The organism is Streptomyces sp. NPDC043812, from assembly GCF_056436245.1.
In genome coordinates this window covers 228,508-242,719 of the sequence record NZ_JBWKCY010000010.1, presented here as the reverse complement: position 1 = coordinate 242,719, position 14,212 = coordinate 228,508, and the positions used below count along the sequence as shown (strand labels likewise).

Genomic DNA, 14,212 nt, shown 5'->3' with positions numbered 1-14,212 from the left:
CGGACCGGCGGGGCGGTCCGGGCATACGGCGCGGGTGGCCGACACTGGACATGATCGGAGAATCGGGGAACAGGACGAAGGCGCGTGGAGGTGCCGCGATGAAGCTCAGGACCGGCGGGCGATGAGGCACCGTTCCGTGGCCGACCTGATGACGCCGCAGGCCGTCGTCGCACAGCGCGGCACCGCGTTCAAGGAGATCGCGCGACTGCTCGATGAGTACGGCATCACGGCCGTCCCGGTGATCGACGAGGACGGCCGGCCGGTCGGCGTGGTGTCCGAGGCGGACCTGCTGCGCAGATACACCAGCGGCAGTGGCTCCGACACCGCCGAGGGGCTCATGTCCAGCCCCGCCGTGGTGGCACGTCCCGAGTGGAATGCCGTGGAGGCTGCCCGGGTGATGGAGGAACGCCGCATCAAACGGCTGCCGGTGGTGGACGCCTCCGGCCGGCTCATCGGGGTGGTGAGCCGCAGCGATCTGCTCCAGCTGTTCCTCCGCCGCGACCGCGCCATCCAGGAGGAGATCGTCGAGGAGGTGCTCGCGCGGACGCTCGGGGTGTCCCCCGCGGCGGTGGCGGTCGAGGTCGACGACGGCAGAGTGACGCTCAGCGGGATGCTGGAGCACAGAAGTCAGGTGCGCATCGTGGTGCGTATGTGCCAGAGCATCGACGGCGTGGTGGACGTCGTCGACCGGCTCGCCTTCGAGCACGACGACACGAAGGCGTGAGCGGCGGGGCACGACGACACGGAGCCCTCAGGGGCGGGGCACGCCGACCGTTCAGTCCTCCGGCAGGGTGAGCAGGCACGACGTGCCCGGCTCCACGGACACCGTGTGGTGGGAGAGCCGCACCTCGACGGGGGGCCCGTCGGAGGCCGGTACGCCGATCCTCAGCTCCCCGGGCCGCATCCGTACCCGCACACCCCAGTGCCCGTGGTAGCGGACGGAGAAGCCGTACTCGGACAGCTGGGGCGAGGGGACGGGGTCGAACCACAACGCCCCGTTACGGGTCTCCAGCCCGGTCAGGCCGCGCTGGAAGAGGTCGAGGGTGCCCGCCATCGCGCCCAGGTGCACGCCCTCCTCGGTGGTGCCGCCCTGCAGATCGGCAATGTCGCCCTCCAGCGCCTCGCGGCAGTACGACCAGGCATCCTCGCGGCGCACCCTGGCCAGCACCCAGCCGTGGACCAGACCGCTGAGAGTCGATCCGTGGCTGGTGCGTCTCAGGTAGTAGTCCACCGTCCGGTGCCAGGTCTCGGCGTCGAGTTCGTAGCCGAGGCGCCGGAAGAGGCCACTCAGTTCGGCGGGCGAGAAGAGATAGCCGAGCATCAGGACATCGGCCTGCTTCGACACCCGGTAGCGGTTGACGGTGTCGCCCTCGGCCTCCAGGACGCGGTCGAGGCGGCGGATGTCGCCGTGGCGGTCTCGCAGTCTGTCCCAGTCCAGTTCCTCCAGATCGCCGTAGCCGTGGAACTGGCTGATGACGTCGTCATGGAAGGGCACGTACAACCGCTGCGAGACCTCCTGCCAGCGCGTCAGTTCGGCGGTGTCGAGTCCGGTGCGTTCGCGCAGTTCCGTGCGGCGCGGTTCGGGCAGGTCACGTACGACGTCGATCGCACGGGCGAGCACCCAGGCCGCGGTGACGTTGGTGTAGGCGTTGTCGTCGAGGCCGGGCCTGTCCGAGCCCGGGTACGCCTCGTGGTACTCGTCGGGACCCACCACCCCGCGGATGCGGTAGCGGCCCATGGCCTCGTCGTACACCGCGAAGTCCGCCCAGAAGCGGGCGATCCGCGTCAGCATTTCCGCGCCCTTGGTGTGCAGGAACTCCGCGTCGCCGGTCGCCTCGCAGTACTGCCACACGTTGTACGCGATGGCCGAGCCGACATGGTGCTGGAGGCGCGAGTGGTCGGGCAGCCAGCGACCGGAGCGCGGGTTGAGGTGCAGCTCCTGTGTCTCCTCGCGCCCGTCGCTGCCGCTCTGCCACGGGTACATGGCCCCGCGCCGCCCTGCGTCACGGGCGAGCTTGCGTGCCTGTTCGAGGCGGCGGTAGCGGTACGTCAGCAGAGCCTGCGAGACCTCGGGGAAGTGCAGGTTCAGATAGGGCAGGACGAACAGTTCGTCCCAGAAGACATGGCCCCGGTACGCCTCGCCGTGCAGGCCGCGGGCGGGCACCCCGACGTCGAGGTCCGCGGTGTGCGGCGACAGGGTCTGCAGGACGTGGAACAGGTGCAGTTGCAGAATGCGCCCGGCCTCGCCCGGCACGTCCAGCTCGCCCCTGCGCCACAGTTGCACCCATGCCGTGCGGTGGGTGCGCAGCACCTCGTCGAAGCCCGGGGCGCGCGTCACGCGGTCGACGGCCGCGTGCAGGGGGTCGCTGATCGCCGAGTCGCGGGAGGTGTGCAGCGCGACCGTCTTGTCGATGGTCCGGGTGCGGCCGGCCACCAACGACAGCCGCAGCAGCTGGACGGCGCGAAGGGGTTCGTGGGCGGTGTGGGCCTGTTCGTGGTCCGCGGGGTCGTCGGCGGTGGTGCGGGCCGCCATGCCGATCCGGATGTCGGACGTGGTGGTGCGGCAGCGCAGCCACATCATGTCCGTCTCCCCGTCACCGGCGTTGACGTGGACCAGATGGCTGCCGTTGAGCTGTCGGTAGCGTGCCACGCCGCTGTTGGTCACCGCACCGTCGAGCGCGGACTCGACCTCGATGTCCCCGGACCAGCCGTCCGCGGTGAACTCGGTGCGCAGTGCCGCGAGATGCGGATCTCCCATGTGGACGAGGCGCAGTTGACGCACGGTGAGGACGCGGCCGTCGTCGGTGGCGTACCGCGCGGTCCGCTCGAGTGTCCCCGCGCGCAGGTCCAGCTGCTGGCGGTGTGCGAGCAGGGCGGGGCCGTCCGGGCCGAACCAGGGTTCGTCGCCTTCCGCGCTGTGCAGGCGAAAGCGCAGGGGCAGCCAGTTGGGCAGGTTGACCATGTCCTCGTTCTCGACCTGGCGGCCGGAGACCGTGGAGGTGAGCCGGTTGTAGCAGCCCGCGGCGTACGTGCCGGGGTAGTGCAGGTCGTCGGCGACGCATTCGGGGGCGGCACCGCGGGTGGCGAAATAGCCGTTGCCGAGGGTGCACAGGGCTTCGCGGAGCCGCTCACGGGCGGGTTCGTACCCCTCGTACGTCCAGATCCACTCGGCCATCGTCAGTCCTCCGGGGTACGGGGGCCGCGGGGCGCTTCACCGGCTGCGCGACGGTGCGCCTCCCTTGGCCCGGCGTCCGCGCCGTGGGTGTCCGGCTCCTCGGCGAGCAATTCGGCGAGGTCCCGCACGACGACGTCGGCGCCGCGGTCGAGCAGCGCGGTGCCGGGGCCCGCGGTGCGGTCGACGCCGACCACCAGGGCGAACCCGCCGCGCCGTCCGGCCTCCACACCGGCCAGCGCGTCCTCGACGACCGCGGAACGGGCCGGCGGCACGCCGAGCCTTCGGGCCGCCTCCAGGAAGAGCGCGGGATCCGGTTTCCCGGGCAGACGGAGCCGGGCCGCCTCGCTCCCGTCGACGAGTACGTCGAAGTACGGGAGTGTGCCGGAGCGGGTGAGCAGTTCACGGGCGTGACGTGAGGCGGACACGGCCGCAAGGGGAACCGACCGGGCGCGCAGCGCGTTCAGCAGCCGTACGGTGCCGGGGTAGGCGTCGATGCCCTGCTCGCGCAGGCGCGCCGTGTACAACTGCTCCTTGTACGCGGCGACCGCGCCCACCGTGTCCGTGCCCGGTGGGTCGTCGATGCCGCCGGGCGGCAGGTCCAGGCCGCGCGAGGCGAGAAACGCGGCGGCGCCGTCCAGCCGGGACCGGCCGTCGACATGGCGCAGGTAGTCGTCCCGCACGTCGAACGGGCGGCGGGCGCGGGGATCTTCGGGCGGGTGGTCCGCGAGGCAGGCGTCGAACGCCTTCTTCCATGTCGCGGCGTGCACGCCTGCCGAGTCGGTGATGACGCCGTCGGTGTCGCACACCACCGCGGAGGCCTGGCGCCAGGCCAGCCGGCCGCGCCCGCGGTCCGCCGGTGCCTGCCCTCCGCGCACCGTCATGGCGATCCTCCCTGCCCGCTTCGGACGCCGTTGCGTCCCGGGCTCCGTCCTCGTCGCCCGCACGGCCCACCGGGCGGCCGCGTGCGGAGCCCACGTGATCAGGATGGCCGCCCACGCCGGGGCCCGCCCGCCGAACGGGGCCGCCGCTCCCCGCGCGGCGCACGGGGAGCGTGGACGCGGCACGCTGGAAGGGTGGCCGCAACGTCGGTCCGAAGGAGGAGAGGATCATGACCCGTCATGTGACAGCCGGTCTGGACAGCTCCCCCGAGAGCCTCGCCGCCGCGCACTGGGCGGCCCGGGACGCGGCACTGCGCGGCGCGGGTCTGCTGCTCGTGCACGTGGAGGAATGGCCCCTCCCGGTGGCCGTGGCCGCACCCACGGTCGACCGCGACGACCACCGTCGCTGGGCCGACAAACTGCTCGACGACGCCGCCGCGCAGCTGCGCGCGGACCATCCCGGCCTCGACGTCTCGGTCCGCCGTCTCTCGGGCCGGCCTCCCGCCGCGCTGGCTGTCGAGTCGGCGGACGCGGAGCTGCTGGTGCTGGGGTCGCGGGGCCTGGGCACGGTCATGGGCACGCTCATGGGATCGGTCGGCATGGCGACCATCGGCGCCACGGAGGTACCGGTCGTCCTCGTCCGGGCGCCGGATCAGCACGGCCGGTCGGCCCCGGCGGGGGCCGGTGACGGGGGCGAGGACGTCGTGGTCGGTGTGGACGTCCACGAGGGTGCCGACCGCATGCTGTCGTTCGCGTTCGACGAGGCGGTCCGGCGTGGCAGCGCCCTGCGGGCGGTCCACGCCTGGAAGCCGCCCCATCTGCTGTTCGCCCACTCCCCGGACCACCGGCACCATGCCGCGCAGGAGGCGGCAGCGGCGCTCGGTGCGGCGTTGCTTCCGTGGCAGCAGCGGCATCCTCTTGTGGACGTGGTGGAGCGGGCCGTCATGGGTGCGGCCGCGCGGGTGCTGGTGGAGGAAGCGGCCGGTGCGGCGCTCGTCGTGGTGGGCCGCCGTGTCCGGCGCGCTCCCCTGGCCCCGCACATCGGGCATGTGGCGCACGCGGCGATGCACCACTGCACGGCGCCGGTCGCGGTCGTCGCGCACGACTGACCGGCAGCCGTCTTCGGCGGGCGCTTCGGCGGGTCGGCGCAGCCGGAGAGCCGCTGCCCGGCGGCCGCCCCGTCGTCACGGAGTCGTGTACGGCCACCCGTATCCGGTGCCGGGCGTGCTCCCCGCGCCGGCGCCCACCGCTTCGAGGTCGTGGTCGGCGGCCCTCATCAGCTGCCGTGCCAGACTCTGCATCGCCCGCGCCGCTGCGAGCTCGTCGCCGATCTCCGGTACGTCGACGTCCTGGGGGCTGCAGTGGGCCGTGCCGTGCCCGGTGATCGTGGTGGCGCCGGTGTCCAGTACCGCCCGGGCCTTCGTCGTGCCGTCCTCCTCCTCGAGGACAAGCCCGACCTTCCACTCCCGCGTCGTTGTCATGGCGTACTCTCCCGGCCTCTCGACGGTGCTCCTTCAAGGATCCGTCCGGGCCGCCGCTTCGGCGACAGCGGTCGGGCAGCGGCCTCGCCGGCCAGGCGCACAAAGGCGTCGTGCAGGTCCTGGGCGGCCCGCGGCACCGCGCCCGAGACGCGGCGCTGGATCACCAGCAGCACTTGCGGGCTCACTTCGGCGAGCGGTCGGCACAGGATCGCGCCCTGCCTCTCGAGCGGGTCGCCCAGGACGCTGAAGTCCGGCAGCACCGTGACGCCGAGCCCCTCGGCGACCATCAGTTTCCCCATCTCCGCTCCGTCCGTGGAGTACGAGAAGGAAGGGTCACGGCCGTCGAGGAGGCGGTGCACATAGCGGTGCATCACATAGCCGGAGCGCATGACGATCATCGGTTCGCCGAGGAGGTCGGCGGCGGTGACGGCCTGCCGGGCGGCGAGCGGGCTGCCGGGATGGACGCAGACGACGGGCCGCCCCGGAGCAGCTCGGTGGACTCGAACTCGGGCGGTGTGTCGTCGCCTTCCAGATAGTTGACCAGGCCGAGGTCGAAACCCCCTTCCAGCAGCGCGCGATGGATCTCCGCCTGCTGGGCGGCGACGACTTCGACCTGGGTCGCGGGATGAGTGTCGCGGAAGGCGCGAACCGTCGGGATGAGCAGGGGGACGGTCGCTGCGTTGACGGTGCCCAGACGCACCATGCGGCTGATGCGGTGCTGTTCGCCCGCCGCGTCGCGCAACCGGTCGACGGCGTCGAGGACGCCGACGATGTGCGGCAGCAGCTCCCGCCCCTCGGCGCTGATCGTCGCACCGGAGCGTTTGCGCTCCAGGATGTCGACGCCCAGTTCGCGTTCGAGATTGCGCACGGTCTCGCTCAGCGCGGGCTGGGAGACGTGCAGCGCATCGGCCGCGCGGCGCAGCGAACCGAGCCGGGTGACTGCCGCTATGTATTCGAGCTGCTCGATGCGCACGGAAATCCCCCTCGACCACCGGCCCGCGTGAAAGGGAAACCCTATCAGCCACTCGTAAATGACGAATAACCATGCGGCCCCCTATCCGGCTATTCTCGCCTGCGGGGCGCCACAAAGTCCGCCGGGCGGATCGCGCGATCACCGCCGGTCCGTTATGCGAGACCGATCACGGAGCCCTTGACTGACCGCGCTCACGCTTGCTGGAATCGGTGACATGACGATGCGACTGGACCTCACACGGCGACGCCATGTCGACCTCGCCCGTGTCTCCAGTGCCTCCTGTCGCTGCGCCACAGCCCGGTAGCGGGGCCTCGGCCCTTCTTCTCCGCGCCACTCGGCGCGCCTGGTCCCGGGACCGAATGTTGCAGGCGCGTGAACAATTTCGTGCCTCTTTCCTCCCTTTTTCACGAGCCGAATTCCGCGCTGCCCGAATTCGGCGTCCGCAGCATCGCATTCGTGCGACAGGAGACACGTATGTCCATCGCATCCATCGATCCCCTACGTTTCGCCTACTGGGTACCCAATGTCAGCGGTGGCCTTGTCACCAGCCGGATCGAACAGCGCACCGACTGGGGCTACGAGTACAACAAGAAGCTGGCCCGCCTCGCGGAGAACAACGGATTCGACTACGCGCTCAGCCAGGTCCGCTACATGGCCAGCTACGGCGCCGAGTACCAGCACGAGTCCACTGCCTTCAGCCTGGCACTGCTCCTCGCCACCGAGCGGCTGAACGTCATCGCCGCCGTCCACCCGGGTCTGTGGCATCCCGGTGTGCTGGCCAAGCTGGGTGCGACCGCCGACCAGCTCTCGGGCGGCCGGTTCGCGGTGAACGTGGTCAGCGGCTGGTTCAAGGGCGAGTTCACGGCGCTCGGCGAGCCGTGGCTGGAGCACGACGAACGCTACCGGCGTTCCGAGGAGTTCATCCGCGCGCTGCGTGCGGTGTGGACGCAGGACCACGCGGAGCTGGCGGGCGATTTCTACCGCATCCGCGATTTCACCCTGAAGCCCAAGCCGGTCGAGGTGCCCGGCCGGGCGCACCCCGAGATCTTCCAGGGCGGCAACTCGACCGCCGCCCGGGCGATGGCCGGCCGGGTCTCCGACTGGTACTTCTCCAACGGCAGGGACTTCGACGGCGTCACCGAACAGATCCGCGATGTGCGGGTGTCGGCGGCCCAGGCCGGACGGGTACCGCCCCGCTTCGGGCTCAACGGCTTCCTCATCGCACGCGACACGGAGGCCGAGGCGAGGGAGACGCTGCGGGAGATCGTGGCCAAGGCGGACACCGAGGCGGTGCACGGCTTCGGTGCCGCCGTGAAGCAGGCCGGCCGGTCCACGTCCGACGGCAAGGGCATGTGGCAGGACTCGTCCTTCGAGGATCTCGTGCAGTACAACGACGGCTTCCGCACCGGCTTGATCGGCACGCCCGAGCAGATCGCCGAGCGCATCGTCGCCTACAAGTGCTTCGGCGTCGATCTCCTCCTCCTCGGCTTCCTCCACTACCAGGAGGAGGTCGAGTACTTCGGCTCCCGCGTGCTGCCGCTGGTGCGCGAACTGGAGGCCGAGCAGCCGCGGGCGGCGGAGCCGTCCGTCGCGGTTCCCTCCTGACACCCGCACACCACGGCGCGCATCACGCCGGCATGTCACACCCGCTCGGCGCCACGTCCGGCGCCCGAGAGGCATCCAGACCCTCTCGCGCCCTCTCCCCCTCTCCCCGACTCTCCCCGCCACCTCTCCTCGAAGGAATGTCATGGCCACCGTTCTGTCCGTCTCCGGAAGTCCCTCAGCCAGTTCCCGCACCGGCCGTCTCCTGCGTCATCTCGACACACGGCTCATCGCCCACGGTCATGAGGTGATTCCCCTCGACGTCCGCACCATCCCCGCGGAGGCGTTGCTGGGTGCCGACTTCGCACACCCGGCGATCGTGGAGGCGACCCGTCTCGTCGAGCGCGCCGACGGGATCGTCATCGGCACCCCGGTCTACAAGGCCTCGTACTCCGGGGTGCTGAAGGCCCTGCTGGATCTGCTGCCGCAGTACGCGCTCACCGGCAAGACCGTGCTGCCGCTGGCCACCGGGGGCACCGTCGCCCATGTGCTGGCCATCGACTACGCGCTGCGGCCCGTGCTCACCTCGATGGGCGCGACACATGTGGTGCAGGGCTGGTTCACCCTGGACAAGGACATCACCGTCCGCGACGACGGCAGTATCTCGGTGGCCCAGGAGGCGGCGGAGGCGCTGGGGCACGTCGTCGACCAGTTCACCTCGGCGCTCGGACCGCGGCCCGTGCTCGCGGCTGCCGGCTGAGGCCGGGGCGTACGACGATGACCTCACCCGACCGGACGGTCCCGGACGGCGCGCGCGTCGTGGCCGACGACGCGGAGGCACTGGCCGTCGCGGCGCGGCTGGCCGCGGAGTTCCGCGAAGGCGCCGCGGAGCGCGACGCAGAGCGGCGGCTGCCGCGTACGGAGCTGGACCGGCTGTCGGCCTCGGGGCTACTGGCCGTGTCCGTCCCCAGGGAGTACGGGGGCGCCGATGTGTCCCACGAGACCCTGGCCGAGGTGTTCCGGCTGCTGGCAAGCGCCGATCCGAGCCTCGCCCAGATCCCGCAGAGCCATTTCGTGTACGTCAATGTGCTGCGCCGCCAAGGCACGGCCGGGCAGCGGGAGTTCTTCTTCCGCGAGGTACTTGCGGGGCGGCGGTTCGGCAACGCGCAGTCCGAGGCGGGCACCCGGCATGTCCAGGACATCCGAACGGCTCTCGCGCCGGCGCCGGGCGGCGGACATGTGCTCACCGGTGTGAAGCACTACTCGACCGGCGCCTTGTTCGCCGACTGGATCCCCGTGCTGGCCCGTGCGACAGGGGACGGTGAGTTGTATGTCGCGTACGTTCCGCGCACGGCGCGTGGTATGCGGGTGGTGGACGACTGGGACGGTATGGGGCAGCGCACCACAGCGAGCGGAACAGTCCGTCTCGACGCCGTGGCGGTGCCGGACAACCATGTGGTCCCGCACCATCTCACCTTCCGTGGGCCCCAACTGCACGGCGCGGTCGCACAGTTGCTGCACTCCGCGATCGATGCCGGGATCGCGGCGGGTGCGCTGGCGGAGGCGGCCGCGTTCGTGCGGACGAAGAGCCGGCCGTGGTTCGAGAGCGGAGTCGGGACGGCCGCGGAGGACCCTCTGCTGATCCAACGCTTCGGGGAGCTCGCCATCAGGGTCCGCGCCGCCGAGGCGCTGCTCGTGGCGGCGGCCCGCGCGGTGGACTTCGCCGCGTCCGCGGACGAACCGACCGACGACGGCACGGCCGAGGCGTCGATCGCGGTGGCAGCGGCGAAGGCCCACGCCGCCGGGACCGCCGTGGAGGTGGCCGACGCACTGTTCGAGGTGTCGGGGACCCGGTCGGCACTGGACTCGCTCAATCTGCACCGCTATTGGCGCGACGCGCGCACCCACACCCTGCACGACCCGGTCCGCTGGAAGGTCCAGCACATCGGCCGGTACGTGCTCAGCGGTGTGCGCCCGCCGCGCCACGGCCTGCTGTGACCTGCGCGCTCCTCCGCGACGCCACCCCCCGAATCGAACGGAGACCTCCCTTGTCCCTCACCTTCCACTGGTTCCTGCCCACCAACGGTGACAGCCGCCATGTCGTGGGCGGCGGTCACGGCACCCCGGCCACTGCGGCGGCCGGGGACCGGCCGCCCACTGTCGGCTACCTCTCGCAGATCGCCCGGGCGGCCGAGGACCTCGGCTTCACGGGTGCGCTGACGCCCACCGGCGCCTGGTGCGAGGACGCCTGGCTGACGACCGCGATGGTCAGCAGGGAGACCGAACGGCTGAAGTTCCTGGTCGCGTTCCGGCCCGGTTTCGTGTCGCCGACGCTCGCGGCGCAGATGGCAGCCACCTATCAGCGGCAGACGGGTGGCCGGCTGCTGCTCAATGTCGTCACGGGGGGCGAGAGCCACGAGCAGCGTGCGTACGGCGACTTCCTGGACAAGGACGCGCGCTATGCGCGCACCGGCGAGTTCCTGCAGATCGTCCGGGAGTTGTGGGACGGGAGGACGGTGTCGCTGGAGGGCAAGCATCTGCGGGTGGCCGAGGCGCAGCTCGCGCGTCTTCCCGATCCGGTCCCGCAGGTGTACTTCGGCGGGTCGTCCCCGGCGGCGGGCGCGGTCGCGGCGCGCCACGCCGATGTGTATCTGACCTGGGGCGAGCCGCCCGCCGCGGTGGCGGAGAAAATCGCCTGGATCAGGCAACTGGCCGCGCAGCAGGGCCGTACGCTCAAGTTCGGCATCCGTCTGCACGTCATCACCCGCGACACGTCGGCCCAGGCGTGGGCCGAGGCCGACCGCCTGCTGGCCGGCTTCGACCCGGCGACCGTGCGTGCGGTCCAGGACGGCCTGGCGCGCAGCGAGTCAGAGGGGCAGCGGCGGATGCTTGCGCTGCACGGCGGTGGGCGGGACGGGCTGGAGATCCATCCCAACCTCTGGGCGGGTGTGGGGCTGGTCCGAGGGGGTGCGGGTACGGCGCTGGTCGGCAGCCACGACGAGGTGGCGGACCGGATCGAGGAGTACCGGGCCCTGGGCATCGAGGAGTTCGTGCTGTCGGGCTATCCGCATCTGGAGGAGGCGTACTGGTTCGGCGAGGGGGTGCTGCCGCGGCTGCGGGCCCGCGGGCTGTGGACGCACCCGGTGGCGTCGCGCGAGGTGGTGGCGCCGCAGGTGCCGTTCGCCGCGGCGGGCAGCAGCTGATTCATCGGCGGGACATGTCAGCCGCCTCGGGTCCTGTTGCCCCAGCCGTCGTGCGGCGCCGCCGTGCGGCTGCTGGGTGGCCGAAGGGCACTCCGGTCAGCGCCAGGAGCACGCCGCAGAGCCGGCGGCCGGTGAGTGCCTCCCCCGCGATGAAGGTGCCGAGCAGGACGTCCGTCACGGGGTTGAGCAGTCCGACCAGGCCGACGGTGGCCGCGGGCAGCTGGCGCAGGCCGGCGAAGGAGGCGACGAAGCGAGCGCGGTCGCCACGACGGTGAGGTGGCCGGAGTCGAGAAGCGCCCCGGTCGTCGAGGGCGGGCGGCGGCCCCTCGACGGCCGCGGCGACGGGCAGCAGCAGAATGCCGCCGGCCGTGAGCTGCCAGGAGATGGACGCGAGGACGTCGGTCCCGGCGCTCCAGCGTTTGGCGAGGATGAAGCCGAGCGACGACATCACCATCGCGGCGGCGGAGGCGAGCACGCCGAGGGCGTCGACGGGCTTGAAGGGAGCGGCCTGGTCACCCGCCGCCGCGCCGACGCCGCCGGACGCGGTCGGGTGGTCGCTCTCACGGACGCGGGGCGGGAGCTGTTCGAGGGGGCGTTCACGGACCACATGCGCAATGAACGGAGCCTGGTCGACCGGCTGGCACCGAACGAAGCGGCCCAGCTGGAAGCACTGCTGACGGCATGGCCGGCCCGCGTCGAGCCACCGTCCGCCGACTGAGGGTGGGCGCCCGCCGAGTGCCGCGGGCGGCAGTGGACAATGGCGGCCATGACGAGCTCACTGCTGCGGCCACGGGGCCGGATCCGTACCGGCGCGCCCGACGAGAGGCGCGCGGAGGGCAGCACCCGGCCGACGCGCATCCTGGACTGGGAGCATCCGCGGGTCGGTGAACTGGTCAGGAGCGTCGGCGCGACGCCGGGCAACGACCTGCCCCAGGGACCGGAGGATCGAACGGTCTCCGCCGAGCAGCAGTTGGAGCTGCTGCGCCGGGCGCACCGACGGATCGCCGCGACCGTGCGGCCGGTGTACTCGGTGCAGGACGAACGTCCCGTCTCGGAAGTGCTGCGCCGCGGGCGCGGATCGTGCAGCCAGCGGCTGGCCGTGCTGGAGTCGGCCGCGCGGGCCATCGGAGTGGCCACCCGGGTCAGGGGCCTGGTCGTGGACGGAGCCCTGTGGTACCCGCGTTTTCCGCGGTTGCGGCGCCTCGTACCCGACCAGGTGCTGCTGCCCTGGCCGGAATTCCGGACGACCGAGCCCGTCGGCGGCGTGCCGGGCGCTCCCGCCGCCTGGCTGCCCGTCTCGGAGCTCTTCGGCAGCCTCGCGGACTTGGGCGGGCAGCGCGGCGGGGGCTTCACCAACTCCGGAGCGGAGACGCTCTTCGAAGCGCTGTCGCGGACGGCGATCGACTGGGACGGGGCGACGGCCTGCCCGGCGGACGGCGCGTCGTGCGACCTGGCGGGACACGTCGTCGCGGACCTGGGGCACTTCGATTCGCGCGACGAGCTCTTCGCTCTGCACGGCCAGACGCTGTGCGCGACGGCACGGCTGGTGGCCGAGCCGGTCATGGGCCGCAGGGCCGCCGGCTCGTAACGGCGGCGACGACCCGCAGCGCGCCCTGGAGCCCGGGCCCGGGACCGCGCCGCCTTCCGGGCGTACGGGCTCGCGCACCTGCCTCAGGGAGTAAGGGCTCGCGCGATCACCGGGAAATGGTGCGCCTGATGGCCGCCGCTGGCCAGCATCCGCACCTCACCCCGCTCGCTGATCTCCGCTCGCACGATCCCCGTGTCGTCCTCGTAGACCGGATAGCCGCCCGCCCCGACAGCGAGGGTACGGCGGACCACGACGACGTCGTCCTCCACGGCGGATGCCTGGAACACGAGCTCGTAGTTTTCGGGACTGTCCATGAGACCCACCACCTCCTTCCATCGTGGCCCCCGCGCACGGGCGGCGCCTCCTCTGGAGGTGTGCACCGGCCGCTTGAGCGCGCAGGGGCCACGGCCGGTCACCACGGGTGACTGGGTACGCCCCAGCCGCGATGATTTCCGGCCGGGTCGCGAGTCTGTTCTTGTGAGCGTCGTAGGACGTCGTACGACGCTGCCCGGCACGAGACACCACGGAGCGCACCATGACGACCACGCCCGGCAACGCGAGCAGCAACCTCCCCGGCAAGCCGCCAGTCGTCGACCTGGCCACCTGGCAGGCGGCGCGCGAGGAGCTGCTGGTCCGCGAAAAGGCGCACACCCATGAGGGCGACGCGATCGCCGCGGCCCGGCGGCGCCTGCCGATGGTCGAGCTCGACGGCGCGGTCGAGGTCACCGGCGTTGACGGACCGGTCCCGTTCCTCGACCTGTTCCAAGGGCGCGACGAGCTCGTGGTCTACCAGCACATGTGGTACGACGGCGCGCCGCACCAGGGGCAGTGCGAGGGCTGCACCACCACGGCCTGGCACATGAAGGACGCCGTCTACCTCAACGCCCGGGGCGTCTCGTTCGCGATGCTGACCTCGGGCCCGTGGGACGAGGTGGCTCCCTACGTCGAGTTCATGGGTTACACCCAGCCCTGGTACTCGGTGCGGGGCGTGGAGGCACCGGTCGGCGGAGAAATGGGGCACATCGCCTGTTTCCTGCGCGACGGTGACCGCGTGTTCCTCACCTACTCCACGACGGGCCGTGGCAACGAGCCGGTCAACGGGTCCCTCGGCCTGCTCGACATGACGCCCTACGGCCGCGGCGAGGCGTGGGAGGACAACCCCGAGGGCCGGCCCGTGATCGGCGATGTCCACGAGGGGCACCCGTCCGAGGGCCGCCAGGCCTGCTGGTACTGGCGCTCGGACGCCGACGGCGTCGCCACCTGGGGCCCGACCAGCCGACCTGTGCCGCAGTGGACCCGCCCCGGCGCGACCCCCGTGGAGACCCTCGGCCGGCACGGCCACCACCACTGACGCCGCCGACACCGTCCCGAC

At 71.9% G+C, this 14,212-nt stretch carries 14 protein-coding genes and 1 pseudogene; 9 read left to right on the top strand and 6 right to left on the bottom strand.

All coding sequences use genetic code 11. The features are described from left to right. The first annotated feature begins 121 nt into the window (after positions 1 to 121). The gene (locus AC067Z_RS17470; protein WP_478790393.1) at positions 122 to 724 is read left to right on the top strand and encodes a CBS domain-containing protein; all 603 of its coding nucleotides are present in this window, start codon (positions 122 to 124) and stop codon (positions 722 to 724) included. 51 nt (positions 725 to 775) lie between these two features. Here the strand turns inward: AC067Z_RS17470 and AC067Z_RS17465 are convergent, their stop codons facing one another. Together AC067Z_RS17465 and AC067Z_RS17460 are read right to left on the bottom strand one after the other, a co-directional pair. Then, positions 776 to 3,175 (bottom strand): glycoside hydrolase family 65 protein, encoded by a 2,400-nt coding sequence (locus AC067Z_RS17465; RefSeq protein ID WP_478790392.1) that lies wholly within the window; start codon positions 3,173 to 3,175, stop codon positions 776 to 778. 2 nt (positions 3,176 to 3,177) lie between these two features. Beyond that, positions 3,178 to 4,056 (bottom strand): HAD family hydrolase, encoded by an 879-nt coding sequence (locus tag AC067Z_RS17460; RefSeq protein WP_478790391.1) that lies wholly within the window; start codon positions 4,054 to 4,056, stop codon positions 3,178 to 3,180. Between the two features lie 227 nt (positions 4,057 to 4,283). Between AC067Z_RS17460 and AC067Z_RS17455 the strand changes: the two genes are divergently transcribed. Further along, the gene (locus AC067Z_RS17455) at positions 4,284 to 5,162 is read left to right on the top strand and encodes a universal stress protein (protein ID WP_478790390.1); all 879 of its coding nucleotides are present in this window, start codon (positions 4,284 to 4,286) and stop codon (positions 5,160 to 5,162) included. Between the two features lie 75 nt (positions 5,163 to 5,237). Here the strand turns inward: AC067Z_RS17455 and AC067Z_RS17450 are convergent, their stop codons facing one another. Then, complete coding sequence (locus AC067Z_RS17450; RefSeq protein ID WP_478790389.1) at positions 5,238 to 5,534, bottom strand: DUF1876 domain-containing protein; 297 nt, start codon at positions 5,532 to 5,534, stop codon at positions 5,238 to 5,240. Further along, positions 5,531 to 6,507 (bottom strand): annotated as a pseudogene (locus AC067Z_RS17445) (LysR family transcriptional regulator). Before AC067Z_RS17445 ends, AC067Z_RS17450 begins: the two are co-directional and overlap by 4 nt. Before the next feature lie 214 nt (positions 6,508 to 6,721). On the opposite strand from AC067Z_RS17445, the gene AC067Z_RS17440 reads away from it, so the two are divergent. The 5 genes from AC067Z_RS17440 (at position 6,722) to AC067Z_RS17420 (ending at position 11,252) form a co-directional block, all read left to right on the top strand. Further along, entirely contained in the window at positions 6,722 to 6,811 is a 90-nt protein-coding gene (locus tag AC067Z_RS17440) for a putative leader peptide (protein ID WP_478790388.1), read from the top strand. Positions 6,812 to 6,981: 170 nt separating this feature from the next. Further along, positions 6,982 to 8,112, top strand: coding sequence for a dimethylsulfone monooxygenase SfnG (sfnG, locus tag AC067Z_RS17435; RefSeq protein ID WP_478790387.1), 1,131 nt, complete (start codon positions 6,982 to 6,984; stop codon positions 8,110 to 8,112). 142 nt (positions 8,113 to 8,254) lie between these two features. Further along, on the top strand, positions 8,255 to 8,809 hold the full coding sequence (gene ssuE, locus AC067Z_RS17430; RefSeq protein ID WP_478790386.1) for an NADPH-dependent FMN reductase: 555 nt from the start codon (positions 8,255 to 8,257) through the stop codon (positions 8,807 to 8,809). Positions 8,810 to 8,826: 17 nt separating this feature from the next. Beyond that, positions 8,827 to 10,047 carry an SfnB family sulfur acquisition oxidoreductase gene (locus AC067Z_RS17425; protein WP_478790385.1) on the top strand — a complete coding sequence of 407 codons (1,221 nt, stop codon included), beginning with the start codon at positions 8,827 to 8,829 and terminating at the stop codon, positions 10,045 to 10,047. Positions 10,048 to 10,097: 50 nt separating this feature from the next. Further along, on the top strand, positions 10,098 to 11,252 hold the full coding sequence (locus AC067Z_RS17420) for an LLM class flavin-dependent oxidoreductase (RefSeq protein ID WP_478790384.1): 1,155 nt from the start codon (positions 10,098 to 10,100) through the stop codon (positions 11,250 to 11,252). 1 nt (position 11,253) lies between these two features. Here AC067Z_RS17420 and AC067Z_RS17415 read toward each other — a convergent pair whose 3' ends face one another. Continuing rightward, the gene (locus tag AC067Z_RS17415) at positions 11,254 to 11,859 is read right to left on the bottom strand and encodes a hypothetical protein (protein WP_478790383.1); all 606 of its coding nucleotides are present in this window, start codon (positions 11,857 to 11,859) and stop codon (positions 11,254 to 11,256) included. 159 nt (positions 11,860 to 12,018) lie between these two features. Here AC067Z_RS17415 and AC067Z_RS17410 point away from each other — a divergent pair, with 159 nt between their 5' ends. Continuing rightward, complete coding sequence (locus AC067Z_RS17410) at positions 12,019 to 12,840, top strand: transglutaminase-like domain-containing protein (protein ID WP_478790382.1); 822 nt, start codon at positions 12,019 to 12,021, stop codon at positions 12,838 to 12,840. A gap of 83 nt (positions 12,841 to 12,923) precedes the next feature. Here AC067Z_RS17410 and AC067Z_RS17405 read toward each other — a convergent pair whose 3' ends face one another. Further along, complete coding sequence (locus AC067Z_RS17405; protein ID WP_478790381.1) at positions 12,924 to 13,154, bottom strand: DUF6296 family protein; 231 nt, start codon at positions 13,152 to 13,154, stop codon at positions 12,924 to 12,926. A gap of 221 nt (positions 13,155 to 13,375) precedes the next feature. On the opposite strand from AC067Z_RS17405, the gene AC067Z_RS17400 reads away from it, so the two are divergent. Further along, on the top strand, positions 13,376 to 14,191 hold the full coding sequence (locus tag AC067Z_RS17400) for a DUF899 domain-containing protein (RefSeq protein WP_478790380.1): 816 nt from the start codon (positions 13,376 to 13,378) through the stop codon (positions 14,189 to 14,191). The last annotated feature ends 21 nt before the right edge of the window (positions 14,192 to 14,212 follow it).